This window comes from Flagellimonas profundi (assembly GCF_017313275.1).
Taxonomy (GTDB): domain Bacteria; phylum Bacteroidota; class Bacteroidia; order Flavobacteriales; family Flavobacteriaceae; genus Flagellimonas; species Flagellimonas profundi.
In genome coordinates this window covers 244,403-268,092 of sequence record NZ_JAFLNM010000001.1, presented here as the reverse complement: position 1 = coordinate 268,092, position 23,690 = coordinate 244,403, and the positions used below count along the sequence as shown (strand labels likewise).

Genomic DNA, 23,690 nt, shown 5'->3' with positions numbered 1-23,690 from the left:
AAATGCGCAATAAAAAGGTGTCTGAACAACGGATTTTACAAAATATAACAGTAAAAGCTGATTCATTCGAATGTTCGATAACGGCAGATATTGCGGTTTTCGGCTATGTTGACCATCGATTGAAGCTATTGCTGACCAAAAGGTCCGTCGGTGAGTTCACCGACCATTGGATGTTACCGGGCGGAGTAATGGAAGCCCATGAAAATATTGAAGATTGTACCCATAAAGTCCTTTTTGCGCTGACTGGTGTAAAGAACATCCATTTTGAACAAGTGAAGGTCTATTCCAACATAAACAGACACCCTATAAAACGAGTTGTCACCGTTTCGTTTTATGCTTTGGTACGACCAGAAAACCATCCTCTTTTTCTAAAGGGCAACGTGGAACAGATTGCTTGGTTCGATTTGGATGAGATTCCCAAAAATTTAGGTTTTGACCATGCCCAAATCATCCATGATGCCCATATGTACCTCAAGAACAACCTCAAGGACAGATTGGTCATGGGGGAATTGCTCCCAAAAAAATTCACGTTGTCGGAACTACAGGGTCTTTATGAAGATATTCTAGGGCTTGAACTGGACAAACGAAATTTTAGAAAACGAATTTTCCAGATGGGGATCCTTAAAAGCACTGGAGAGGTAAAAGCGGGAGTAAAGGGAGGGCCAATACTTTATGATAACCCTACGGCGAAAAAGCCATAATTCTCTTCGAGTGGAGTTTTGATTATGATAATGGCACTTCTGCATATATAAATCAAAACAAATTTTTACACCCATTTTGATTTTTTAAAGACCACTAAACCCCGTAAATATCATTCTATTTTTCCAAATTCTTTTTACTTAAACCAGGCTGGCATTCTTATGTTTTATAAAACTCATTTAATGATTATTAATAGAAATCCATTGGAATTAATTATCTTATGTCTCAGCAGTATTTTTTTAATTTTGTCTTAAAATCAATTTAACCTACTTAAGCCTAAAAATAGCTTATGAAAATCATTTGGCTGCCAGGACAAAATCAGAGTTCACATATAGAAATTTCTCGAGTGAATTTGGAATATACACTCCAATTGCAGCATAGCGGAGTATGTGCCTCATCTCTGGCTTTTTCGTATATTTAAGAGTTGTACTAAGTCTAAATTTAGTTTTTATAAGTGCACTACGGCGCATATCGAAGATCGTTGGTAGTAATTAAAAAATGACAATGATTCTTGCTTAAGGTAATTAATCGCTCCTATTGAACAGCTTAACCGACCCGTTGGAACAATAAATTTAAAATTAACGGATGATAATTGCTATTGTATTACTCTTTCTCGTTCCTTGTTGAGGCTATAATCCCGAGGAGCAAGGCCAATCCGATAAAACTTAAAGAGAACCATTCAGGAAAAGTATAATAATGGGCCAAAATCAATTTTACCCCTACGAAGCTCAATATGGCAACCAAACTATATTTTAAGTGGTAAAACTTGTTTATCATGTGTGCCAAGAAAAAATACATGGATCGAAGTCCCAAAATGGCAAATATATTGGAACTGAACACCAAAAATGGATCAGAGGTGATGGCCAATATGGCCGGAACACTGTCCAAAGCAAAGAGAATATCCGTAAATTCAATAATGACCAAAGCGATAAACAACGGAGTGGCCGCTGTTATATAGCGCAATTTAATAAAGAACTTCTGTCCTTGCATGTTTGAGGTAATGGGCAAAAACTTTCTAAGGTTCCTATAAATAAATGACTTTTTGGGATTAAATACCTTTTGCTGTGACACCAACATCTTTATGGCCGTAAAAATCAAGAAAGCACCGAAGATGTAAGTCGTAAAACTGAATTTTTTAATTAAAGCAACCCCAAAAAAAATCATTAGAGCCCTAAAAATTATAGCTCCCAAGATGCCCCAAAACAAGACACGGTGCTGGTATTTTTGGGGTATGTTGAATGAACCAAAAATAACAGCAATGACAAAAATATTATCCACACTCAAGGAGAGTTCGATAAGGTAGCCCGTAATATATTTCAGACTTGAATCCATAGGTTTCAAAGAATCCACGTTATCCATCTTTCCCGTTGCATACAACCAATAAATGACGCCGGAGAACAACATGGACAACGTAACCCAGATCCCTGTCCATAAAGATGCCTCCCTTACACTGATGATATGGGCCTTTCTATTGAAAACCCCAAGATCCAATGCCAAGAAAAAAAAGATGCCTAAAAGAAAAAGGGCCCAAACCAACATATAAATTAAACTTTAAGGTTCTAAAATAGATAAAGTACAACGTCAGGTAAAAAAAAGGTTGCCTAAATTCAGTATTGATATAAATCCATATAAAATCTTTATATCGTTCTAGCTAACTTTACCAAAAAAGGGTTTGGACTTTCTCAGGACAAGGAATTACAACAGAGAGAAGCAGTATACCATAAGTCTCTTACTTATTGTGTGCACATCCATATTGTGTTTCTTTTTGGTGAATTTTATAGGCTATGGTGCCGTTGCTTTAATTTTATTGATGGCGGTTTCCCTCAATGCCATCTTTTTTGATATTTTTCCCGTCATGGTATCGGCTCTTTTGAGTGCTCTCATATGGAACTTTTTCTTTATTCCACCCACCATGACTTTCCATATCGACACTCCTGAGGACGGTCTTATGTTTTTGATGTACTTCGTGATTGCATCCATAAATGCCGTACTCACTTTTAAGATCAGAGAATTTGAAAAGAAACAACGGGATGAGGAAGAACGAATCAAATCCATAGCACTGTACAATACTTTGTTAAACTCCTTATCACATGAATTACGGACACCGATCGCAACCATTATCGGTGCTGTGGACACTATCAAAGAAAACAGTTCCAGGCTCTCCGAAGAAAATAAAAATGAGCTTTATTCAGAAATAGGGATTGCCGGACTCCGGTTAAATAGACAAGTGGAGAACCTTTTAAGTATGAGCAGACTGGAAGCTGGGTTCATCAAACCCAAAAAAGATTGGTGTGACATCAATGAAATCATTTTTTCCGTCATTAGAAGGAACCAAGAAGATGCTGCGGACCACAAGCTCGTATTTGAGCCCAAAGAAGGCCTCCCATTGTTTAAGTTGGATGGTGGGCTGTTAGAGCAGGTTCTCCACAATATTCTCCACAACGGTCTTCAGCACACACCGAAAAACTCAATCCTGACCATAAGAGCCTCTCGTTCCAAGGAGGGTTGTATCATCATGATCTCGGACAATGGAAATGGCTTTCCCAAAAATGAATTGGACTCCGTATTCTTAAAATTCTACCGCCTGGAGCATACCACTGGTGGAACAGGACTGGGCCTTTCCATTGTCAAGGGCTTTATCGAAGCCATGGACGGAAAAGTGACCCTGGAAAACAGAAAGAAGGGCGGGGCGCTGTTCACTCTTTCCATCCCATCCGAGACCTCCCTGATAAACACGAACGTAAATGGATAAAGCCCAAATATTGATTATTGATGACGAACCCCAGATTCGAAAATTGCTACGGATCAATCTGGAAAGTAATGATTATAGGACCATACAGGCGGTTAGTGCCAAAGAAGGTGTTGCCCTAGCCGGGAGCCACTTGCCAGATGCGATACTACTGGACATCGGTCTACCCGATAAAAGTGGACATGACCTTTTGGTAGAAATCAGGGAATGGTACCATAAGCCCATTATCATCTTGTCGGTTCAGGACAATGAAGCGGATATAATCAAAGCCTTGGACAATGGAGCAACGGATTACCTCACCAAACCTTTTAGGACAGGAGAGCTTTTGGCACGTATTCGGTCTGCACTAAGGAGAAGTCATGATATTGGGCCAAACACAACTATTGTTTGTGGAGATCTTGAAATCGACCTCGTAGCCAGAACAACAAAAAAGAGAGGTGCGATTGTCAAGCTTACCCAGACCGAGTATAACCTTTTGGTCCTTTTCGCAAAGAATGAGGGAAAGGTCCTTACGCACCAACAAATTTTGAACCAGGTCTGGGGCCATGGACATAATACGGAGACCCAATACCTAAGAGTATTCGTGGGTACACTAAGAAAGAAAATAGAGGACAGCCCCAACCACCCTCAACATATTATTACAGAAAGTGGTGTAGGCTATCGATTTCAATAAATCCTTTTAATAATGGTAAATTTTCACATTACAGTCAGTGCGCTAATCTTTATAAAATCTTTATAACTCTCTTTCTACTTTTACACGTTGTTAACCAATCATAGTTTCATATGTCACCTTTCAACTTGGAAAGATTTGGTTTTAAAAATCGGAAGTATTCTGACCAATTTTTTCAGATTGCGTTCTACACCAGTATTATCGGGGTTTGTCTTTTTATTGTGGACTTTGGTTTCGATAAGTCAAGGCAGATACAAATAGGGTTCAACACCTTTTATTTTGTTGTGATCGCCCTGGGAATTTTGGCTACCGTTTTACGCTACACCAAGGGGACCAAACAGTTCAAACGTTCTGTGGTTATTTTTGATTTATTGACCATTTTTGCAACCTTGGCAATTCTATATGCCCACTTTTTAGGTGAGGAAGCCCATAAGCACATATCATTCCTATATTCGGATAATTGGGTGAAATTTGCCATTATCCTTACATTTATCAGAGAGTTTTCTGAACAGGACATAAACTATAAGCGAACGTTACTGAATCCCGCTCAATTGTTCGTTGCAAGCTTCTTGGCCATAATATTGATCGGGGCGATGCTATTGATGTTGCCCAATGCAACATATGAAGGACTGTCCTTTATGGATGCCCTGTTCACCTCCACAAGTGCGGTTTGCGTAACAGGGCTTATTGTGGTGGATACCGGAAGCTATTTCACCCTTTTTGGTCAATCCATCATTTTATGCCTTATCCAGGCTGGCGGCATTGGTATCTTGACCATTGCAAGTTATTTCAGTTACTTTTTTAAGGATGGGGCCTCATATGAAAACCAATTGACCTTGAGTGACATGACCGGGAGCAGTACGCTCGGTGAAGTGTTCTCCACTTTAAAGCGAATCCTGTTTATCACATTTTCAATTGAGCTTGTGTCTGGTCTATTAATCTTTACAAGTCTGGACAGGGAATTTTTCAATTCATTATTTGAAAGGACATTCTTCTCGTTGTTCCATGCCATATCGGCATTTTGCAATGCGGGCTTCTCTACCCTGCCTAATAGTTTATATGAAACAGGTTTTCGGTACAACTATATATTCCAAGGCATTATCATTACTACATTCATTTTAGGAGGCCTGGGATTCCCAATAGTGGTCAACATTATTAAATATATAAGGTATTCAATTATCAAGAAACTCTTCCGGATCAGAGGGAAGCAGTTGGTCCATAAACCTTGGGTCTTGACCTTGAACAGTCGCATTACCCTTTGGACTACCGCAACATTGACCATAATGGGGAGTGTTTTCTTTTATATCAACGAATACAACAACACCCTTACAGAACATCAAGGTATGGGAAAAGTGGTCACTGCCGTATTCGGTGCTGCAACCCCTAGGACAGCTGGCTTTAATTCAGTGGATATGGGGGCTTTGGATTTTTCAACGGTTATGATGGTCTTTCTGTTAATGTGGGTAGGGGCTTCCCCAGCATCGACAGGTGGAGGCATAAAGACCAACACCTTCGCCATTGCCACCCTTAACTTTTTGAGTTTGGCCAAGGGAAAAAGCAAGATTGAAGTATATAGAAGGGAGATTTCTGAAATATCCGTCAGGCGTGCCTTTGCGGTCATATCCTTATCATTGTTGGTCATCGGCACAGGAATTATCCTGATCTCTGTTTTTGATAGTCGAAAAAAATTGTTGGACATCGCATTTGAATGCTTTTCGGCCTATAGTACCGTAGGGTTGAGTTTGGGTATTACCAGCACACTGAGTCCTGCCAGTAAATTTGTTTTGATAGGAATCATGTTCATTGGACGGGTAAGCATGTTGACTTTACTGATAGCCATATTTAAAAAAGTAAAAGAGAAAAACTATAAATACCCTGTTGAGGAACTAACCATAACCTAAAAATATGAAGTATATAATAGTTGGACTGGGCAGCTTTGGCGCTTCCTTGTCGATGAAACTGACAGCAGATGGAAATGAAGTCATCGGTATCGACAACAATATGGATAGGGTTGATCATTACAAAGAGCATATATCCCACACCATTTGTATGGATGCCACGGATGAGTTTACTGTGAGTGGGCTACCCCTTAAAGAAACCGATATGGTCATAGTGGCCATTGGAGAGGACAAAGGTGCCAGTATCATGGCGACTGCCTTGTTCAAAAATTTTAAGGTCAAGCGATTGATCAGCAGGTCCATCGATGCACTTCACGAAAAAGTGTTACAGGCCATTGGGGTGGATGAAATCGTTCACCCTGAAGAGGAATCCGCTGAACGATGGGCCAAAAAACTTTGCTTAAAGGGTGTGGTGGATTCATTTGAATTAAATGATGATTACAGTATCGTAGAAGTTACGGTACCATCCAAATTAAATGGAAAGAGCATAAAGGAAAGCAAAATCAGAGAGCGCTATAATTTATTGGTCCTTACAACAATAGCCAATACAGAAGAAAGGGCTATAATCGGAAAAACAAGGAATGTCACTAAAGTCAGGGGGGTGGCAAACCCCGATAGCCTACTTAGCGAAGATGACATTATCGTGGTCTATGGCGCTAACATGGACATTAAAAAATTTATAAAAGATGATTGAAATTAGGACCGTATGCATTTGTTTGATTTCAGCAATTACACTTGGAATCGTTTCCTGTAAGGATAAAGCATATGAGCAAAGATTATTGGAACAAGAGAGGGTACAGGATTCATTGGAAAGCACCATTGAGGGAAAAACATCCAAAATTCCACAAAATAAATTCGAGACCATTTCGTACGAAGGATGTGAATACCTGATTTACAAAGAAAAGCCCGATGCCAACTCCGCATTTGGATTCATGGCCCACAAGGGAAACTGCAGCAACCCTATTCATAAAAAGCCATAGCCAACAATAGTTGTTTTTGAATACCTTTGCGGTTCCTTTCATGAGGCTCGTTCCTTCCTTACTAGACCTGACTGCATACCATTAAATGGTTAAAATATTCAATTTTAAGGTTCATGGGAATTCCCATATTTGTTCAAAATCACTTCTAACCAACAACTGATTGCAGCTATGGAATGGATGTCAATTAAGTCGCATAGTATTATTCTAGATAGCATATAGCTGATAGGACAAACTTGTAGTTTAAGTTCAATTGAAAGAAGTATTTATCATATTTATTTAAGTATTTGCTTAAATAATTATACATTTATACCAAATTCATCCAATGAAACTCGAAGTTAGCTGTACCAGAGCAGAAGCAGACCATCAACAAATCCTTCGTTGTAAAGAAAGTCTTAACAGCAATGCTGATTCCATAGAGGATATTAGTAGATTGATGGCACTTGCAGGTAATGAAGTTCGTTTCAAAATATTGTTCTTATTGCAAAAGGAGTTTGAATTATGCCCCTGTGACTTTGCAGATATTTTGGAAATGAGCGTTCCCGCTGTTTCACAACATTTACGTAAAATGAAGGATGCTAAGATCATTGGTGCCCGAAGGGAGGGCCAGACCATATTTTATCACATTTCAAAGAAGAACGAATCATTTTTTGCCGCCATTTTAACCAATGTACAATCCAAAAGAAAAATTGCATAAAATGAAGAAGACGAGAATCTCCAATCAAGGTGCTTTTGCTGGCCTTTTCTCGGCGATTGTGGCCTCTCTATGTTGTATCACCCCCGTATTGGCATTGTTTTCGGGTGCCACAGGTATTGCCGCCACCTTTTCTTGGATAGAGCCGTACAGGCCAATTTTAATAGGCCTGACCCTTTTGATCCTTGGTTTTGCCTGGTACCAAAGAACAAAACCACTCACACAAGATATTAATTGTGTCTGTGGAGATCACAAGCCTAAATTCATCCAATCAAAAGCGTTTCTATTTTTTGTGACCATTTTTTCTGGTTTCATGTTGGCTTTTCCATATTACTCACATTTATTTTATCCCAATTCAAATATTGAGAATCAGGTCATTTATGTATCCGAAAGAAATGTAGGTGAGTTGAACTATTCAATCCAGGGGATGACGTGTGCAGGTTGTGAAGCCCATATCGAACACGAAGTCAATCAATTGGAGGGTATTTTGGAAGTTAATGCGGACTATGATACATCCAGTACTTTTGTAAAGTATGACAGGGGTACGATAACTCCAGACGAAATAAAGACCGCCATTGGAAAGACAGGTTACAAAATCATGGAATAATGGAGGTGGTATTAAAATCTATTGTTACCTGTCCGCACTGCGGTTACCAAAAAGAGGAAGAGATGCCAACGAAGGCCTGCCAATTCCTTTACGACTGTGAAAACTGCAATAAAATACTAAAACCCAAAGAGAAGGATTGTTGTGTTTTTTGTTCCTATGGTACAGTTGCGTGCCCACCCGTCCAATCGGGTACTGGTTGCTGTAATTGATGATTTTTACAATACCGTCACAAATCCGATAAGTCTACAACTTCTTTAGGTTATTTTCATATCTGACCCAATACATCAAAAAATCGACCAGTTGCAAAGAACATATCCCTTCTCTATAAACAAATGCCAAAGGTGTCATTGCTGATTCAAAATCTATGTAAGTCACATCCATTTTATGATCAAAATGTTATGTCAATATGTACGTTGGTAATGAGGATATTTTTATATTTTTCATGATTCCGTTTCAAAACCTTTACAATGCAATGCGCATGTACCATTATTGGCTTAAATGTCCCAAACCGCTATTACCAATGAAAACCAGCATACTCCTTCCTTAAACAAATACAGCATCATTACGGAAAATATTTTTTAGTTCTGAACGAAGCCCTTCCATATCCTCACTGTTTTTATTGCTTTTGGATCCCAAAAAATTGATTAGGTCATGCGTTTAAGACTGAATTCAGCGCGTTTTCCATCCAGGATAACACTTGCATAAACGGGAGTTAAACCATCTTTTCCTTGGCCATATTGAGCCAATAATGTACACTAAAAGTTGTTGAAACACGAATGGGCTCTCATTTTAGATGAACACTCGATTTTGTTTTGAAAGTCAAATCGAGGTAAAAGTCAAATGCTGATGGGTTACCGAGTTAATGAAGAAAATGAGCTTGGTTCGTCGGTCGCCGCACCCTTAAGGTAAACGAACAGGTCACTTTTTAACAATTTTTAAAGGAAATCAGATGGAATCAAATAATATGTAACCAACTGATTCTCCAGTGATATTACCTATTTTGGATTGTTTCAAAACCCATTGCGTCAGGATGATAAGATGGGCGCATCAAGATGCCCATGTCACAATTTAATCTGAAAAGTCATGTAAAAAGTCCTTGGTTCGGCAGGAATGATTCCAGGACCCGGATAACCTGTGGCCCTCCGAGTAAAATAGGAACTATTCAATAGATTATTCACCCCTGTTTCTATTTTGAACCTATCAAAGGCATAGGAAAGCGATAGGTCCATGATATCATAAGCTGGAATTGTCCCTTCAATCCCCCTCTGATTATCGTTGACATCACGGGGCGCATTGGTCGCATCGGTAAATTGTTCCGACAGATACGTATATTGTATGCTTCCCAAAAAGTTGCCATAACCGATGTTGACCCCTGTCTTAAGGTTTACCTCGGGTATAAATTCCACTTGGTTACCCTCGACGTTATTCTCTTCAGAAGAAATATATTCAGAACCGGTAAGGGCCAAGTTTACAAAATAATTGAGCTTCAAATTGTCATTCTTCCTAAACAGCAGTGATTTCACATTGACATCGGCAAAAGATTCGAGCCCATATAAAAAGGCTGTTCCTATATTCCCCCTAAAACGGACGATACGGCCGGTTTCGACAGTCTCACCATCGACATTGACCTGTGTTTCATTACGGAGCACTTCACCCAGTCGGTCGTCGTATAGCAGCCCAAAGACACTTAAATCATATTTCAAATATTTTTTCCATTGCCCCCTGGTCCCCAGGTCGGCCGTAAATCCATTCTCATCGGAGATATTTTCGTCCACCTGAAAGGTAGGGTTGACTACGCGGATATCATTAAAGGTGACGGATCGGTAGTTCTGGGAAAAATTGGCATAGAGTTCCCTATTGGCCCCAAGTTCATAGCTCAGGCCCGCCCCCAAAAGCAGAAAACTACGCTCGAACACCCTATCTTCGGGCACATCTTCATTGAGGAGTGGATTTCCCGCTAGATCCAAAACAATGTTTTTGTAACTCCCTGTTCCCCGCGTCTTGATATATTCATATCGAAATCCGGGAGTGACAGATAGCTTATCGGAAATGGTAAAGATATTCTCCCCGAAAACCGCTAGATTCAGGTTGGGAAATTCATATTGTGATTGTCTTTCATAATTGGGATACCTATCATCGGCAAACATAAAGTCAGGGCCTTCGGCAGCACTTCCCGGTCCTTGCCTTTGTGAATTGGAAGACTGGTAATATTTGGCACCCAGCAATAGTGCATTATCCTTGTCCCCCATTTTGTAACGAGTCAGCAAACGACCTTCGGCTCCCCAATTGGAAAAATTGTCATGTAAAAGTTCACGGGGTTCAGTTGGGTCATCCGGTTGTGATACGCGATTGGTTCTAAAGCCCAAGGCACTACGTGAAGCATCCAGGGTAAAAAGGTTCAGACTGAAATCCGTGTCTGCGGAAAATTGATGTTCCAAACGAAGGGAAAACAGCTTCCAATCCACCTGGAACCAATTCCGCTCCCTATTGCTGAACGATGGGTCCTCCAAAAACTGGGCATCGGTCAATCCACCGGGCTGTTTGGTCAGGTAATTGAAAAAAGTGGTTTCCAAGGCCAAATTGGTCCGTTCATTGATTTTATAAGCAAAGTGTCCATGAAAGTTCCTGCTATTAAAAACCATATTGGGCCGAAAACCATCACCTTCCTTATAGTTAAAGTACGTATAGTAGCTAAAATCCCCTACCGTACCACTCAAACTGTTGAAACTAGTATAAAGATTATATGAGCCCAATGTCTGTCTGGAGATTATTTCCATTTTTTTTGAGGGATTGGGCCGTTTGAACTTAAAATTGACCAATCCACCAAACTGAGGCCCATACTGTAAAGAGGCAGCTCCCCGGACTACTTGGATCTCCCTTAGGGCCTCGGCAGGTGGGGTATAATAACTTTCCGGGTATCCAAGGGCATCGGCACTGATATCATAACCATTCTGTCGAACATTGAAATTTGCAGTTCGATTGGGGTCCAACCCCCTACCCCCGATGTTCAATTGCAGCCCAGCATCACCATTTTCATAAATGTTCAGCCCTACTACTTGACCGTAGATTTGTCTAGGGTTGTTGGCGGCCAGGTTAGCAGTGAGGTTATCGACCAGGACCACTTCACTTTTCTTAGCTGCATAAATGGCCGTTCCCTCTACTTTCTTCAAGGATTGGAGCCTGAATATCTGTTCCCGTTGGTTGGTCAAAACCACCTCGGACAACGTTTCCCCCAATGGTTCCATTGATATTTGGATTTCCCTGTCCGATCTTACATCAAGATTACGGCTGTATAGTTTTGAACCATATGCAAAAGCCATTAAGGTATACGTACCCAATGGAACATCCTCAAATTGAAAACGCCCGGTCTCCGTGGTCAAGACCGTCCGTTGGAGTTCCGATAAATATATTTCAGCCTCCGAAACCGGCAGGTTGGCAGTATCCGTGACCCTCCCGGAAACTACCGCTTGGCCCCAACCGTAAATGGTAAATAAGAATAAAACGACCGTACTTCTATATGCCCTTGATCTCATCATTAAATGGTAATATCCATGTTTTGTGTTCCCATATATCCTTTTCTTTAGTTAAATCCACCTTTGGATCGATAAAAGGTTGACTCAGGCGCCCGTTAAGCGAAACCCACGATTCCACGTAGACCGCGATATTTTGATGCCCGTCCTTTTCAAAATGATTTTTAAGGTAATGTGCATATTGAACGATAAAATCCGGTTGGAATGCCATTTGTTTTTCCTGGAACGGGGTCAAAAAATCACTGTTGTCGACGTAAAACCACTTCTGGGTAACTTTGTCCACAATCTTGAACTGGGCATAGCCTGATTTCTCCATGAGCATTACCCGCCATGAAAACCTATAACCTTCTTCCGTCCAGAACAGTTCGCCTGGATACAACAGGTATCGCCATGGCAACAATAGTTGAACCATGAAAAATAGAGCGATTGTACCATATTTTATGTGTGTCATAAAGCCGGCCTTGGGAACAAAGGCCTTGCCATTATCGAATTTACTCTTGACGATTCCCAAGATCCTTGATAAGAGCTCCAAAACCCTATGGTGCAGGCTGGCATCAAAAAATATGAGCGCGGATACAATCATGATGTAAGGGAACATCCCAATGGGAAACAAAACCCGGGTCAGCACATGAAAAAATACGACCAGGAAAAACCCGAAATACCTGGTCCTTCCATAAAGCAACAGGAAAGGTATCGTCAAATCATAAAGGGCACCTCCCCAACTGAATCCATATTGAACCCATTCCTTGGACAACCAATCCCCGATCAGGGGCAGATCGAACTTGGAGGGCAACCAAATCTTGAGTGGAACGGCTTCCATCAACCAATCCGAATTGAGTTTGGCCAATCCCGCATAGATATAAACAATGCCCAAAAGAAGTTTGATACTGTCGACGGTCCATCTTGGTATCAATTGACGCGTTTGTACATAGCCCTTTTTGGCATCCACCGAATAATATACATTGGCCGGGAGGAACATCATTAAAAAGGACAGTATACTAATAAAGTAATAATGGTTCAAATAGGTGGTTTTGTCCATCAGTTCGATATAGGTAAAGGACAAAAAGAACACGATTATGGAGATCCTATATCTATATCCCAAGGCAATTCCCATGGTAGATAAAGCACAGAGGACAAATAGGAAGTAAGTCCCCGTACCCAAGGGCTTTATCCATTCAAAGCCATAATATGAAAAATGAAATCGGGGCTCTAGATATAATTTTTCAATCCAACCATTGGCCCAAAAACGGAGAATCCCAACAAACATAACAATTCCAAAGCAAATTCGAAAGACCGCCAAAGGGGCGGCCTCCGTATTTCTTGTGAGATATGTTCTTGGAATCAGCGCCATTTAATCACCGTCGGCATCTACAAAATCGATACTGATGCTCATGGCCGACACCATATCCACTTTGAAGTAAGGGACTATGCGCTGTACTTCGTCATACGCAAGTAACATGTCCCTGGGGGGCGAATTTAGTTCGATTTCTTCCCTAAAGCTTCCCAATTCCTGTACCATCCCCCTGGCAAGATCAAATTGGTCATTGATCAATTGGGATAGATCATCACCGTTCTTCAATGTGTTCAGGTCATCTAAATAGGATGCAAGGCTCTCCCCAGAGGCATTGGAGCCATAATGCTTTCCGTTGAAAAAATCCTGAACGGCACCCATTCCGGCCAAAAACATTGATTTACCGAGCTCTGGCCTGTAATATACCTCCAGGGTTCCGGGCTGCGGTGTACCCGAGAACACACCCAACGGGATACCCATCTTTCCAGCCCTCAAGAACCTTTCGTAATAAAAGATGTAATCGTTCACAAAACGGTCCACGGAGGCCGTAGCGGATGATCCATCATTTTCCACAAAGGTATTGCGATAACCATCCTCCCATCCGGAAACCACGGCATCGGTCAAGGATACCATATCCGTCAATATGGCATCGATCAAGTCCATGGTATTCTCTGCTTCGGCACCCTCGGTCCATCTGGCCACCAATGCATCGTCAGTGTCCTCCAGACCGTTCAAAAGGTAATCCAATGCCGGGAAGCCCTTTGCGTCCCTATTCGAGGACAAGGAAAGGTCATAGCTTCCAGAATCGATGAAAGAGGCAATCAAGGTGGTATCGGTAGGAAAAGTGTTCATGTTCAAACGATAGCCATTGGCCTCGGCGGGACCTATCTCAAACATGGCAACACCCTGCCAAGACAAATAAGCATCTGCCCAAGCTTGCCTAAAGATCGCGAGATTATCCACGTTTTTAACGGTGACAAATGCTTCGAAGGCGGTTTTCAGCTCGATGATATCGCTTTGCAAGGCCTTGTAGGAGGGAACAATAATATTGTCCGTCCAGTTGACCAACATGGCCTTTCTATCGAAGGAAAGGTCAGTACCCTGATCAATACCGTTATCATGGGAAGGAATATCCGAACTATCGGAAGAGCAAGCGCACACCAACCAAGTCAACGTTATGACAACAACCCATTTTCTACCCATCTTATAATTATTTTTAATTATTCCAATTAAACATTGTGCGAAGATAGTCAATGAACCGGAAATTCACCAACATCCGCTACTGTCCAACATTACCAATACGTTTTAATCAGCCGCCTGTTCCAATGTGAACTCAAACCTTTCGGCAATAGATATGGAGATGGCATCCAGGGTCTCCGGTGTCACGTCCCATAATCCGTCAGCCCCATCATCAAGAAGATCTGCCAGGAATGCATCCACTTCGGATTTGGTAAAATACGGTTCGTCTGAATTGGGCATACGCGTAAATTGAAGACTATAGATAAATCCATAGGCTTCGGAAAGGTCATGAAAGACACCCCCAATATTTGGGTCCGGTTGTTCCAAGATGTTTTTGCCTTGCTGTAGGTAGTGTACGGCCCGAATCGCGATCACCTTGGATATCAACCCCCTCAAGATTTCAGACTGTTCATCACGCACGGTATAGTCTTTGGCCACTATGGCCGCACGTCCCAATTTGTAGGCTTGGAATATGTCATCGGCAATACCCTGGAAATCAATGTCCTGATCTACAACACCTATATATTCATTCAAGAACTCGTCGTCACTACCGACGGTCGGGCGTGGATCGGCCACATCCTGTGATGCACCAAAAGCGTAGCCATATGCCTCATCCCAATAGTGTTCCATAGTGGTATAGTTACGCCCCTCTACCAATATTCCTTCATCATTGTCCGATTTTTGGTTCCCGGCATCCAAATACCGATTACTGATGTAGTTGTTCAAGATCTGATCGACCATCAAGGCCCCTATCAATGACTTATTGAATACTTGATTCATTTCCAATCCTTTGCCCGTGACGTACCTGGTAGAAGAACCATCGGCAATTTGTCCAGCTACTCCTGCAGAGGCTGCTGTATTCCAGTTGGGGTACACCTCATCTACCTGGACCTGAATCCAATTTTCGAAATCTGCCCTGATCAAGGCCTGATCTGTTGCATTATTGGAATAGAAATCAAATGACGCAGCGGTTTTACCTTTTAGGTTTTTGTTGGAAGCGTTCAGATCGGCATTTGTAAAATCCGTTCCTCCCTCTTGATGAGCATACATGCTCTTCAGGATATCGCCCGTTGCGGTCTCATCCTTCAGCTTGGCAATGATTTCCTCAGCCATCAAAATTCGTGTGGTCTGTCCTCCGAAATAAACGGAACTTTCACCATTTCGTTGAAAGTTGTAGGTCTCAGGATTGTCGATGGCCATTATTGGATCCACCTCATCGGAACTGTCGTTTGAGCAGGAATTTAATACGGCAAGGACCATAGCAACCCCCAATATTTGTCTTGAAATCATTTTTATTTAGATTTAATATTAATAATTTTGGACAAATATATTTTCCACTTCCCAATACCCCAAATTTATTTAGACTTATTTAAAATAATTATAAAAACGTGAACCTTTGGACGTACTTGTTCAGCGCACCTTAGATTACATAGCTATCTTTTCTCCTGGGGTTGTGATTACAGGTCGTTCACCGGTCCCTTTCCAGAATTGATTTTCCTTTGCATCGATCTGGCATATGTATAGGTATAAAAGAGTTTGCCATATAATGATTTGGATATGTGCTGACCCGATTTGAACCTTATGCATTTAAATCCTCATTTTAGGCTCAAATCGCATTCTTTGTAAAATTATCCTTGTTCCAAGACTTTCATCAATTCATGGTTCAAATACAATTTTTCCTTTCCAACTTTTATAGATTTCAAAAAACCTTGCTCTTCCAATTCCATCAAATAGTTTCCAACTGTTTTAGGAGTACCCAAACCTATATCAATAAGGTTTTGGCGCTTGGTATAAGGTAACTTGAACAAGACTTCGACCAAATCCTTTGAATAGACTTTGGGTAATTGTTCCTTTATTTTAAGTCCAGTGGTTTCCATCAGGGCAACAATGGATTCCAAGCGACTGAGTCCTAGAATGGATGTTTGCTCGATCATATCAAGCATATACAAGATATAGTCTGTCCAATTATTTTTTTCCGTTACATTTCGTAAATGCTGATAGTACAATTCCTTGTGCTTAATAATATAGTCACTTAAGAACAATGCTGGTATATCTAAAAGTTGCTCCAATTTTAATTGCAGTAACAATAAAATCCTTCCCGTTCTCCCATTGCCATCCGAAAATGGATGAATTGCCTCGAATTGATAATGGGATATGGCCATTTTAATCAAGGGGTCCATCTTATCATATTGATTGATAAACTTTTCCAGATGGGCCATTTTTTCACGTATGATTTCCTCTCCTGAAGGTGGTGTATAGATAATTTCCCCTTTTGTGTTGGATAGGGTCGTACCTATTGAAGTCCGTATTCCAGAAGTATTCTGTTTGATACATTGAACAATTTCAACACATAAATTAGTGGTGATGAAGGGTTTTTCTTCAAGCCTTTGAAGCCCAAGCCATATCGCTTCCTTATATTTTATAACCTCTTTTGTTGCTGGATTATCAAATTTTTTATCTGCAACGACTGCCTTGTACAAATCGTCATTTGTTGTAATGATATTTTCTATTTCAGAACTTGCCTTGGCTTCTTGAAGATGCAAGCTATCCAAAAACAAGCTTGGATTTGGTAAATTCCTAATGGCTCCATTTAACTGTGCCAAGGCCCTACTTGCAGTTATGGTCTTAGAAAGGATGACTTTAGTCTCCAAATCTTCCTTAGGTGGAAGTGGAGGCAAATTGTTGAACGGTTTTGTTTTATCGAAAGAAACCATATGCGGGTAAAATTTACTCTTGAATCAATTACAAGGGTAAAAATAACCATTTTTTACACTTGTTTAAACTATTGAGGTAATTTTTACCCGTGTTTGAAATTTAAAATCACCTCCCAAAATTCGACTTCCCTATCATTCAAAAATTTATTACTGGCCCGATGAGAACCCAAATCCACAATATCCTAGATCACACCGATCAACGAGCAGATAAAATTGCCGTGACACCCTATGGGACATTCATGTTCGTGTTTCAAACCTTCTCCTTAATAACATCTAATGGACAGCAATTCTATTGCTTAGGAAAAATCCATGGTCAACGGAAGTATAAAGTAGACGGCCAAGGCCATTAACAAAATCGACAATATATTCATGAAAAAACCGGTTTTTAGCATATCTGGAATCCTTAGATAACCGGATCCGAATACCACCGCATTGGGCGGAGTTGCCACCGGTAACATAAAGGCACAGGATGCTGCTGTAGTGCAGGCCACCATAAGCATAAAGGGTGGAATCTCCAAGGATATGGCCAACGGTGCCAAAACAGGCAACATCATAGCGGTAGTAGCCAAATTAGAAGTGACCTCAGTCAAAAAATTGATGGATGCAACAACTAAAAGTAGAATACCCAATAATGAAAATCCATCAAAGAATGTCATCTGACCTCCTAAATAAACCGCTAATCCGGTATCCTGAAACCCTTTGGCAATAGCCATACCCCCACCGAATAGAAGAATAATGCCCCATGGAATCCGGACAGCTTCGCTCCATTTTAAAATGGGGCGCCCCTTAGTTCCCGTAGGAAGAATAAATAGCACAATGGCCGAACCTATGGCAATCATGGTATCATCAATGCCCGGAACAAATTTTTGTAGTAGAAATGATCTCGATATCCAGCAAAAGGCTGTTAGTATAAATACAGACAGTACAATTTTTTCCTCTTTTCCCATAGGTCCCAATTCAGCAATTAGCCTTTTTATTTCTTGTTTCCCTCCGGGAAAATGTACCTTGTCCAATGGATAGGCCAACCGAGTTAGATATAACCATGCCAATATCAATAGCACAGTAGATATGGGAAGACCAAATTTCATCCATTGCCAAAAACTTATTTCCACACCATATGCTTCTTGGACAAAACCGGCAAAAACCAAATTGGGCGGCGTACCAATCAATGTAGCAATTCCACCTATGGATGCTGCATAAGCTATGGCCAGCATCAATAACTTGCCAAAAACCGTATTTTCATTCTTGGAGGTTTTTGGATTGTCCGTCACCTGCTTTACAATAGAGATTGCCATGGGCAGCACCATTACCGTGGTAGCCGTATTCGAAATCCACATGGAAAGGAAGGCAGTTGCGACCATGAATCCAAGTACAATCGTATACATATTGGTGCCAATGACCCAAATAATCCTTAATGCTATCCTTTTATGGAGGTTCCATTTTTCAATGGCCATGGCCAACATAAACCCTCCCATGTATAGGAAAACATATTTATGTCCATAACTTGCTGTAGTATCTCCCAAGGGGATTGTATCCAAAAGGGGAAACAGTATTATGGGAAGTAGGGCTGTTGCTGCAATGGGAATTACCTCGAAGACCCACCAGACAGCTATCCATAAAGTAGCGGCCAATATATCCTGACCCTCCTTTGGCAGTCCATCCACTCGAAAAAATAAATGAACCAGGGTAAACAATAGCGGCCCCAATACAAAACCAATTTTTTTGTGCAAAATGCTTCTTTGTTAGATGATATACAAATAAAAAGGGACAGTGGCCAAGGCGCACCGTCCCCTTTCCGAAGATTACCTGATTTAGTCGATATTTTCCTTATCCATCCAATAGAGCAAATAAGGAATATTATAGGCATGGGTCCATCCAAAAACACGAAGCCCTTGGTTGGTTTGCCAATTGGTAAAACGTCCCTTGCTCATGGGCAAATTGGAAATTTTCAAAAGGTCCTCACTATATGCAGCGGCAGACTCATATGCTTCGGGCTTTTTGGGCAATTCACCGATCTTGAGTACCTCGGCCCTGGCCAAAGCTTCGTCCAAATAGACTCTTTCACCACTTATTTCGTATCCCAGTAACAAGGGGTAAATGGTGGCCAAATAGGATTCCATTTCATGGTTCAATGGTGGCACATCACGCACCCATCTAGCATGTTTCAAAAGCGCTTTACGGACATCTTCATCACCTGTTATCTGTTGATATTTGTACAACCCTTGAGCGACATAAGTTTGGGAATATCCATATCTGTCCAGCAACAAGTTCCCCCCTTGCCGTTCTTGGAACTCCAACATCAATCGCACTCTTTCGTCCAACTCATCTTTATATTTTTTCAATTTAGTGGCATCATAGAGCTCCACTAGGTTCAAAACAGAAAGGTACAATCGTCTCCCCCTTAAATCATGTTCTCCCCAAATCCTTTTGATATAGGTGTCCCCCGTCATTTTTGCCACTTCCAATGCCCTGTGGTCTGCTGACAAATAATAATCAGCGATCCATCCTTGAATCCATACATGTGCGCTTAAAAGTGCATACCAATGTTCATTTGCGTGTCTTCTGCCGATACCTAAGTAAGGTGTGGACTCCGGTTCATCTTCATAATCCCAAAAATCTATGGCATCGTTGATCTCCCCATAATAGGTTCTCTTTTTGGGCCAATGAATATTATCCACATCCATGGTGTGCCTACTCATGGCTTTGGCCAATTCAAAATATTTGGGTTGGCCCGTACGCATAAAATTGGTCCACAGCATGAAATCCACCGTGGGTTCATTATTGGTCCATTGTACCCACTTGCCATTATAGAAATAACTTTTGCCATCCCCGTAGTTGAACATGCCGTACCATGGCTCGTTTTTTTGGTTATATGCCCACCATTGGAATCTATATTGAAGGGCATTTTCGAATTCTGGATGTACCTCGGAGGCGGGAGCCATGTTTCCATATACTTTGGAGTTTGCATACCACTCAGGTGTGGTATGTGCCACAGGATTTTCCACTACATAATCCATTTTTTCCGCTACATCCCCATTATTGTCATGGAAGTAATAGATAAACTCGGTGGTTTTGGTGATACCCTGTGCAAAATTGCCCAACATTCCGCCATCTGGTTCCGTATTGTGCCGAGCAAAGCTCATTGGACCATTTTCTTCAGGCCAAATACTTCCCAAAAGTATATTATTAACAGGGTCTACTTTAATACCTTTTGGGTACTCTTTCATAAAATTCTTGATCCCAACGCCAATTCCTCTTTTTCCATCGGTGATGTTCATCCAACCTTTTGCCCTTTGGGATTTTGCCAAGCTATCCTCCCCTTTGAATACAATAGCTTCAAATTTTTGAATACTATCTGAAGCTCCACTAGGTTTAGTTTCCTCAGATCTGTTTAAATACATACTTCGAAGGCTAGTACTTTTTCTATATCCAGGTCCTTTTTGCAGTAACTGAACTGGGGTTTGGTCCTCCACTGTAATTTCTTGGATCTCTGTGTTCGCATCATCATTTTTCCAGAAACCCTCATATAATGGCATGGAAACATTCACATTGTCGTCCAAGTGGTATCTGAGCTGGAGTCCAATTCCAGCGATTTGATCATTGGGCTGTGTCCAACCTTGATCATCTTCTGTATTTTCCGATATGATTTTTTTGTTTTGGGTTGCTATGTTGGCGTGTTCTCCTTCCTGTGGCTTGTGTTTATCAGGAATTCCGGTATACGTCATAGTGTGCAATACCTTAACATAACTTTTTCCAGCATATGCATGAAGCCATATGGTAAAAGGCGACAGATTATTATCTTCCCGACTGTAGGTGTAGGTTCCCTCTATCCTAAAAATGGTATGCATGGGACCGGAACCTTTTTCCCGGAACACCTCATTTATGACGGCTTTTGAGGCATCTATTCCTGCATCATCCAGCAGGTCCAAAAACGAACCCCTATGCTTTTCGGGCGAAGATGCTATGAGTTCTTGTTCCGTATATTCACCATCATGATCGGAATCTAGAAACACCTCATCCAAAAAGCCATTCCCCTTTTTATGAATATTAAATGATATGGCACCGGTATTCACCTCGATTCCCCCACTCGGTCTCATATTATTGGCGGAAACTATTTTTTCTTTTGGAAGTATCGGCACAACACCTTCGCCATATTCCAAAACATAGTCAGATGTATCCTCGGAAAAGAAGAACACCCACACCCATTTTATACTGTCGTCAATTGGGCCCCACGTGCTCACTTGTGTAGTTTGACAAGGAATTTCCAATCCATCCGACGTTAATAAACGAATGTGGTCTACGGACTTTAATTCCCCTTTGGGAAAAGGAATCCCCAAAGTTATAGGTGCTCCTTTTTTATTGTTCTCCACCGTAATACTGAGCTGTTTTCCGGATATTTCGGTTTCCGTACAAGATTGAAGTAACAGAGATGCCAAAAGCACTGTAATTAGTATTCTCATTTGTATTGAAATATTGTTTGTTTTTACAGACATAGCGCAGCTGCACCCAAAATGGGCGAATCTGCCAAGTCCGATGTTTCTATTTTAAAATTTTCCAATTGTTTTGGATAGGCAAAGGAATCCAATGCCTCATACAAGGGTTCCTTGAAAAAGGGGTAAGCATTGCTGATGGAGCCTCCCAGAATAATGGATTCGGGTGCAAACAAATAGAGAATGGCCTTAATGGCTTCACCCAAGTGCACGCCGTATTCCTTAAATGCCGAGATTGCTTTTATATCTTTATCCAATGCTTTTTTGTACAAGGATTTTGCGGGCTCCCCATACGCATCCTCAAAAAAGAAGCTCCCGGTATAGTGTTCCATAATGCTATTTTTATAGGGAAGCATGCCCACTTCACCGGCACCACACAAAACCCCATTGTACAATTTTCCCGCTATTACAATACCCATGCCCATTCCGGTTCCCAAGGATATGGCAACATAATTGGAATGGTCCTTGCCTTTGCCAAAATACCTTTCTCCTAAGGCAAAACAGTTAGCGTCATTGTTTATGAATACGGGCACCTGGTACCTTTGTCGGATAAGTTTCTTCAATGGTACCTCCTTCCATGCCGGGATGTTTTGAACATCGTATACCACCCCTGATTCTGGATCAACCACAGCAGGTACACCTATCCCGATTCCTTCAACGGCATCGCAAAAGATTTCATCGATTACGGAAAACACTGTGGAGAGCGTTTTTTCTTGTGAATCATGTCCATTTACTTTTGCAAATGCGGTTTCACCTACATGGGCTCCTACTACTTTGCCCGCTTTCATCTTAGTCCCACCAATATCAACCCCAATAATGGTCTGTACCTCTTTTTCCATTACTCCTTCTTTAAGCTTATGGTTTTATTGTTTACCAAAGGTTTGGCCCAAAATCCGATGGAAAGGATAAAGCCCAATGGAATGATCAAAAAGAACATGCCGGACTGTAAGGACATCATTTCACCCAGCCCTCCAACTATAAAAGGGATTACGGCCCCTCCGGCAATGCCGGTACATAAAATACCCGATAATGACCCATGATGTTCCTTGACCGAGTTCAAGGCCAATGAAAATATTATGGAATACATTACAGAGATAAAAAAGCCGACCATGGGAAAGCCGATCAAAGCCATTTGAGCGGAACCGGTAAGTGCAACCACCAAGCAGATTATGGTAATGGATGTGGCCAAAATCAATAATTTTCGGCTATCCATAAACTTTAACAACAGTAAACCGAGTAGGCAACCGACCGTTAACATGGCCCAAAAATAAGACACTGTATTTGCTCCAATGGTCTGTGGATCCAATCCGTGGTATTGATTCAAAAATTGCGAAATCCAATTGCCCACTCCTTGTTCTGTTCCAACATAACAGAATATGCCCAAAAAGTAAAGTATGGTCCATTTGTTTTTTAACAAGTCCCAATAGGAACTGCTGTCGCCAGCTTTTTCCTCTTCGGTCTTCTCGAACTTCGGGTATTTGGTGAAGAAGACATAAAAAAACAATACCAAAGAGATAGTTGCAAAAACAATGTACAAGGAGGCCCATGGCAAATCTTGGGGCACCCATCCACGCAGCATTTCAGCAAATGCATCGTCCTTGTTATCCCTGCTCACCAAATATTTATACAGGTATGGGCTCAAAAAAGAAGCGGCACCAAAAACCAATTGGGCCAATACAGAGTTGAACGCAAAATGTTCTTCACCTCCAGCTACACGCAACATTGGATTAATGATCACCTGCAATACCGCCATACAACAACCCAGTACAAAAAGGGTTATGCTGAAAACGGCATACTGGGGCAATAATGCGAAACCCAGGGAAGCAAGCGCCATGACCAAAAATGAAACGGACAATAGTGTCCGTTCACTATATTTTTCGGACAAGAATCCTGCAGGAATCGACATGATGCCATACGCTATAAAGAACGTAAAAGGCAATAGTCCTGTCAAGGTGAGACTAAGGTCAAAACTGTCCTTAACATCCACAATAATTGAATTCAAAATATTGGTAATGAACGATATCACAAAAAATACGATCATCACCAATCCTATGATGTGAACATATCTTTTGGTCGAGGGCTTGCTATTCTCCATTTTAAAATGGTTGGTTATTTACGTTTGGATTCTACCT

19 protein-coding genes are annotated in these 23,690 nt (G+C 41.2%); 9 read left to right on the top strand and 10 right to left on the bottom strand.

Annotated features, from left to right (window positions below; genetic code table 11):
- Positions 1-2 precede the first annotated feature (2 nt).
- Positions 3-701 carry an NUDIX hydrolase gene (locus J0654_RS01245; protein WP_207025902.1) on the top strand — a complete coding sequence of 233 codons (699 nt, stop codon included), beginning with the start codon at positions 3-5 and terminating at the stop codon, positions 699-701.
- 601 nt (positions 702-1,302) lie between these two features.
- On the opposite strand, the gene J0654_RS01240 is transcribed toward J0654_RS01245, so the two are convergent.
- Positions 1,303-2,238 (bottom strand): TerC family protein, encoded by a 936-nt coding sequence (locus tag J0654_RS01240; RefSeq protein WP_207025901.1) that lies wholly within the window; start codon positions 2,236-2,238, stop codon positions 1,303-1,305.
- A gap of 133 nt (positions 2,239-2,371) precedes the next feature.
- Between J0654_RS01240 and J0654_RS01235 the strand changes: the two genes are divergently transcribed.
- From J0654_RS01235 to J0654_RS18230, 8 genes are all read left to right on the top strand, one after another.
- Positions 2,372-3,451 carry a sensor histidine kinase gene (locus J0654_RS01235; protein ID WP_207025900.1) on the top strand — a complete coding sequence of 360 codons (1,080 nt, stop codon included), beginning with the start codon at positions 2,372-2,374 and terminating at the stop codon, positions 3,449-3,451.
- Entirely contained in the window at positions 3,444-4,121 is a 678-nt protein-coding gene (locus J0654_RS01230; RefSeq protein ID WP_207025899.1) for a response regulator, read from the top strand. Before J0654_RS01235 ends, J0654_RS01230 begins: the two co-directional genes overlap by 8 nt.
- Before the next feature lie 110 nt (positions 4,122-4,231).
- The gene (locus tag J0654_RS01225) at positions 4,232-6,019 is read left to right on the top strand and encodes a TrkH family potassium uptake protein (RefSeq protein WP_207025898.1); all 1,788 of its coding nucleotides are present in this window, start codon (positions 4,232-4,234) and stop codon (positions 6,017-6,019) included.
- A 4-nt stretch (positions 6,020-6,023) separates the two neighbouring features.
- Entirely contained in the window at positions 6,024-6,710 is a 687-nt protein-coding gene (locus J0654_RS01220; RefSeq protein WP_207025897.1) for a potassium channel family protein, read from the top strand.
- Positions 6,703-6,996 (top strand): hypothetical protein, encoded by a 294-nt coding sequence (locus J0654_RS01215; protein WP_207025896.1) that lies wholly within the window; start codon positions 6,703-6,705, stop codon positions 6,994-6,996. The genes J0654_RS01220 and J0654_RS01215 overlap by 8 nt, the downstream gene beginning before the upstream one ends.
- Before the next feature lie 322 nt (positions 6,997-7,318).
- Positions 7,319-7,690 (top strand): ArsR/SmtB family transcription factor, encoded by a 372-nt coding sequence (locus tag J0654_RS01210; protein ID WP_207025895.1) that lies wholly within the window; start codon positions 7,319-7,321, stop codon positions 7,688-7,690.
- A 1-nt stretch (position 7,691) separates the two neighbouring features.
- The gene (merTP, locus tag J0654_RS01205) at positions 7,692-8,294 is read left to right on the top strand and encodes a mercuric transport protein MerTP (protein WP_207025894.1); all 603 of its coding nucleotides are present in this window, start codon (positions 7,692-7,694) and stop codon (positions 8,292-8,294) included.
- Positions 8,294-8,503, top strand: a complete 210-nt coding sequence (locus J0654_RS18230) for a GDCCVxC domain-containing (seleno)protein (protein WP_237685849.1) — start codon at positions 8,294-8,296, stop codon at positions 8,501-8,503. The genes merTP and J0654_RS18230 overlap by 1 nt, the downstream gene beginning before the upstream one ends.
- Before the next feature lie 852 nt (positions 8,504-9,355).
- Here J0654_RS18230 and J0654_RS01200 read toward each other — a convergent pair.
- The 9 genes from J0654_RS01200 to J0654_RS01160 form a co-directional block, all read right to left on the bottom strand.
- Positions 9,356-11,830 (bottom strand): TonB-dependent receptor domain-containing protein, encoded by a 2,475-nt coding sequence (locus tag J0654_RS01200; RefSeq protein ID WP_313782972.1) that lies wholly within the window; start codon positions 11,828-11,830, stop codon positions 9,356-9,358.
- Entirely contained in the window at positions 11,808-13,175 is a 1,368-nt protein-coding gene (locus tag J0654_RS01195) for an HTTM domain-containing protein (RefSeq protein ID WP_207025893.1), read from the bottom strand. The genes J0654_RS01200 and J0654_RS01195 overlap by 23 nt, the downstream gene beginning before the upstream one ends.
- A complete protein-coding gene (locus J0654_RS01190; RefSeq protein WP_207025892.1) occupies positions 13,176-14,318 on the bottom strand; it encodes an imelysin family protein in 1,143 nt (380 codons plus the stop codon). It lies immediately after the preceding gene.
- A 102-nt stretch (positions 14,319-14,420) separates the two neighbouring features.
- Entirely contained in the window at positions 14,421-15,644 is a 1,224-nt protein-coding gene (locus tag J0654_RS01185) for a DUF4856 domain-containing protein (protein WP_207025891.1), read from the bottom strand.
- A gap of 338 nt (positions 15,645-15,982) precedes the next feature.
- Complete coding sequence (locus J0654_RS01180; protein WP_207025890.1) at positions 15,983-17,068, bottom strand: Fic family protein; 1,086 nt, start codon at positions 17,066-17,068, stop codon at positions 15,983-15,985.
- Between the two features lie 296 nt (positions 17,069-17,364).
- The gene (locus tag J0654_RS01175) at positions 17,365-18,798 is read right to left on the bottom strand and encodes an SLC13 family permease (RefSeq protein ID WP_237685848.1); all 1,434 of its coding nucleotides are present in this window, start codon (positions 18,796-18,798) and stop codon (positions 17,365-17,367) included.
- A gap of 81 nt (positions 18,799-18,879) precedes the next feature.
- The gene (locus J0654_RS01170) at positions 18,880-21,528 is read right to left on the bottom strand and encodes an exo-rhamnogalacturonan lyase family protein (RefSeq protein ID WP_207025889.1); all 2,649 of its coding nucleotides are present in this window, start codon (positions 21,526-21,528) and stop codon (positions 18,880-18,882) included.
- A gap of 23 nt (positions 21,529-21,551) precedes the next feature.
- On the bottom strand, positions 21,552-22,397 hold the full coding sequence (locus tag J0654_RS01165) for an ROK family protein (protein WP_207025888.1): 846 nt from the start codon (positions 22,395-22,397) through the stop codon (positions 21,552-21,554).
- Positions 22,397-23,653 carry an MFS transporter gene (locus tag J0654_RS01160; RefSeq protein ID WP_207025887.1) on the bottom strand — a complete coding sequence of 419 codons (1,257 nt, stop codon included), beginning with the start codon at positions 23,651-23,653 and terminating at the stop codon, positions 22,397-22,399. The genes J0654_RS01165 and J0654_RS01160 overlap by 1 nt, the downstream gene beginning before the upstream one ends.
- Positions 23,654-23,690: the final 37 nt, after the last annotated feature.

What these genes read in the sequence shown, in the direction of transcription:
- J0654_RS01180 (WP_207025890.1), bottom strand. Translation starts at nt 17,068, where the DNA reads ATGGTTTCTTTCGATAAAACAAAACCGTTCAACAATTTGCCTCCACTT.
- J0654_RS01200 (WP_313782972.1), bottom strand. Translation starts at nt 11,830, where the DNA reads ATGATGAGATCAAGGGCATATAGAAGTACGGTCGTTTTATTCTTATTT.
- J0654_RS01185 (WP_207025891.1), bottom strand. Translation starts at nt 15,644, where the DNA reads ATGATTTCAAGACAAATATTGGGGGTTGCTATGGTCCTTGCCGTATTA.
- J0654_RS01225 (WP_207025898.1), top strand. Translation starts at nt 4,232, where the DNA reads ATGTCACCTTTCAACTTGGAAAGATTTGGTTTTAAAAATCGGAAGTAT.
- merTP (WP_207025894.1), top strand. Translation starts at nt 7,692, where the DNA reads ATGAAGAAGACGAGAATCTCCAATCAAGGTGCTTTTGCTGGCCTTTTC.
- J0654_RS01220 (WP_207025897.1), top strand. Translation starts at nt 6,024, where the DNA reads ATGAAGTATATAATAGTTGGACTGGGCAGCTTTGGCGCTTCCTTGTCG.
- J0654_RS01230 (WP_207025899.1), top strand. Translation starts at nt 3,444, where the DNA reads ATGGATAAAGCCCAAATATTGATTATTGATGACGAACCCCAGATTCGA.
- J0654_RS01240 (WP_207025901.1), bottom strand. Translation starts at nt 2,238, where the DNA reads ATGTTGGTTTGGGCCCTTTTTCTTTTAGGCATCTTTTTTTTCTTGGCA.
- J0654_RS01190 (WP_207025892.1), bottom strand. Translation starts at nt 14,318, where the DNA reads ATGGGTAGAAAATGGGTTGTTGTCATAACGTTGACTTGGTTGGTGTGC.
- J0654_RS01170 (WP_207025889.1), bottom strand. Translation starts at nt 21,528, where the DNA reads ATGAGAATACTAATTACAGTGCTTTTGGCATCTCTGTTACTTCAATCT.
- J0654_RS01210 (WP_207025895.1), top strand. Translation starts at nt 7,319, where the DNA reads ATGAAACTCGAAGTTAGCTGTACCAGAGCAGAAGCAGACCATCAACAA.
- J0654_RS01165 (WP_207025888.1), bottom strand. Translation starts at nt 22,397, where the DNA reads ATGGAAAAAGAGGTACAGACCATTATTGGGGTTGATATTGGTGGGACT.
- J0654_RS01245 (WP_207025902.1), top strand. Translation starts at nt 3, where the DNA reads ATGCGCAATAAAAAGGTGTCTGAACAACGGATTTTACAAAATATAACA.
- J0654_RS18230 (WP_237685849.1), top strand. Translation starts at nt 8,294, where the DNA reads ATGGAGGTGGTATTAAAATCTATTGTTACCTGTCCGCACTGCGGTTAC.
- J0654_RS01215 (WP_207025896.1), top strand. Translation starts at nt 6,703, where the DNA reads ATGATTGAAATTAGGACCGTATGCATTTGTTTGATTTCAGCAATTACA.
- J0654_RS01195 (WP_207025893.1), bottom strand. Translation starts at nt 13,175, where the DNA reads ATGGCGCTGATTCCAAGAACATATCTCACAAGAAATACGGAGGCCGCC.
- J0654_RS01160 (WP_207025887.1), bottom strand. Translation starts at nt 23,653, where the DNA reads ATGGAGAATAGCAAGCCCTCGACCAAAAGATATGTTCACATCATAGGA.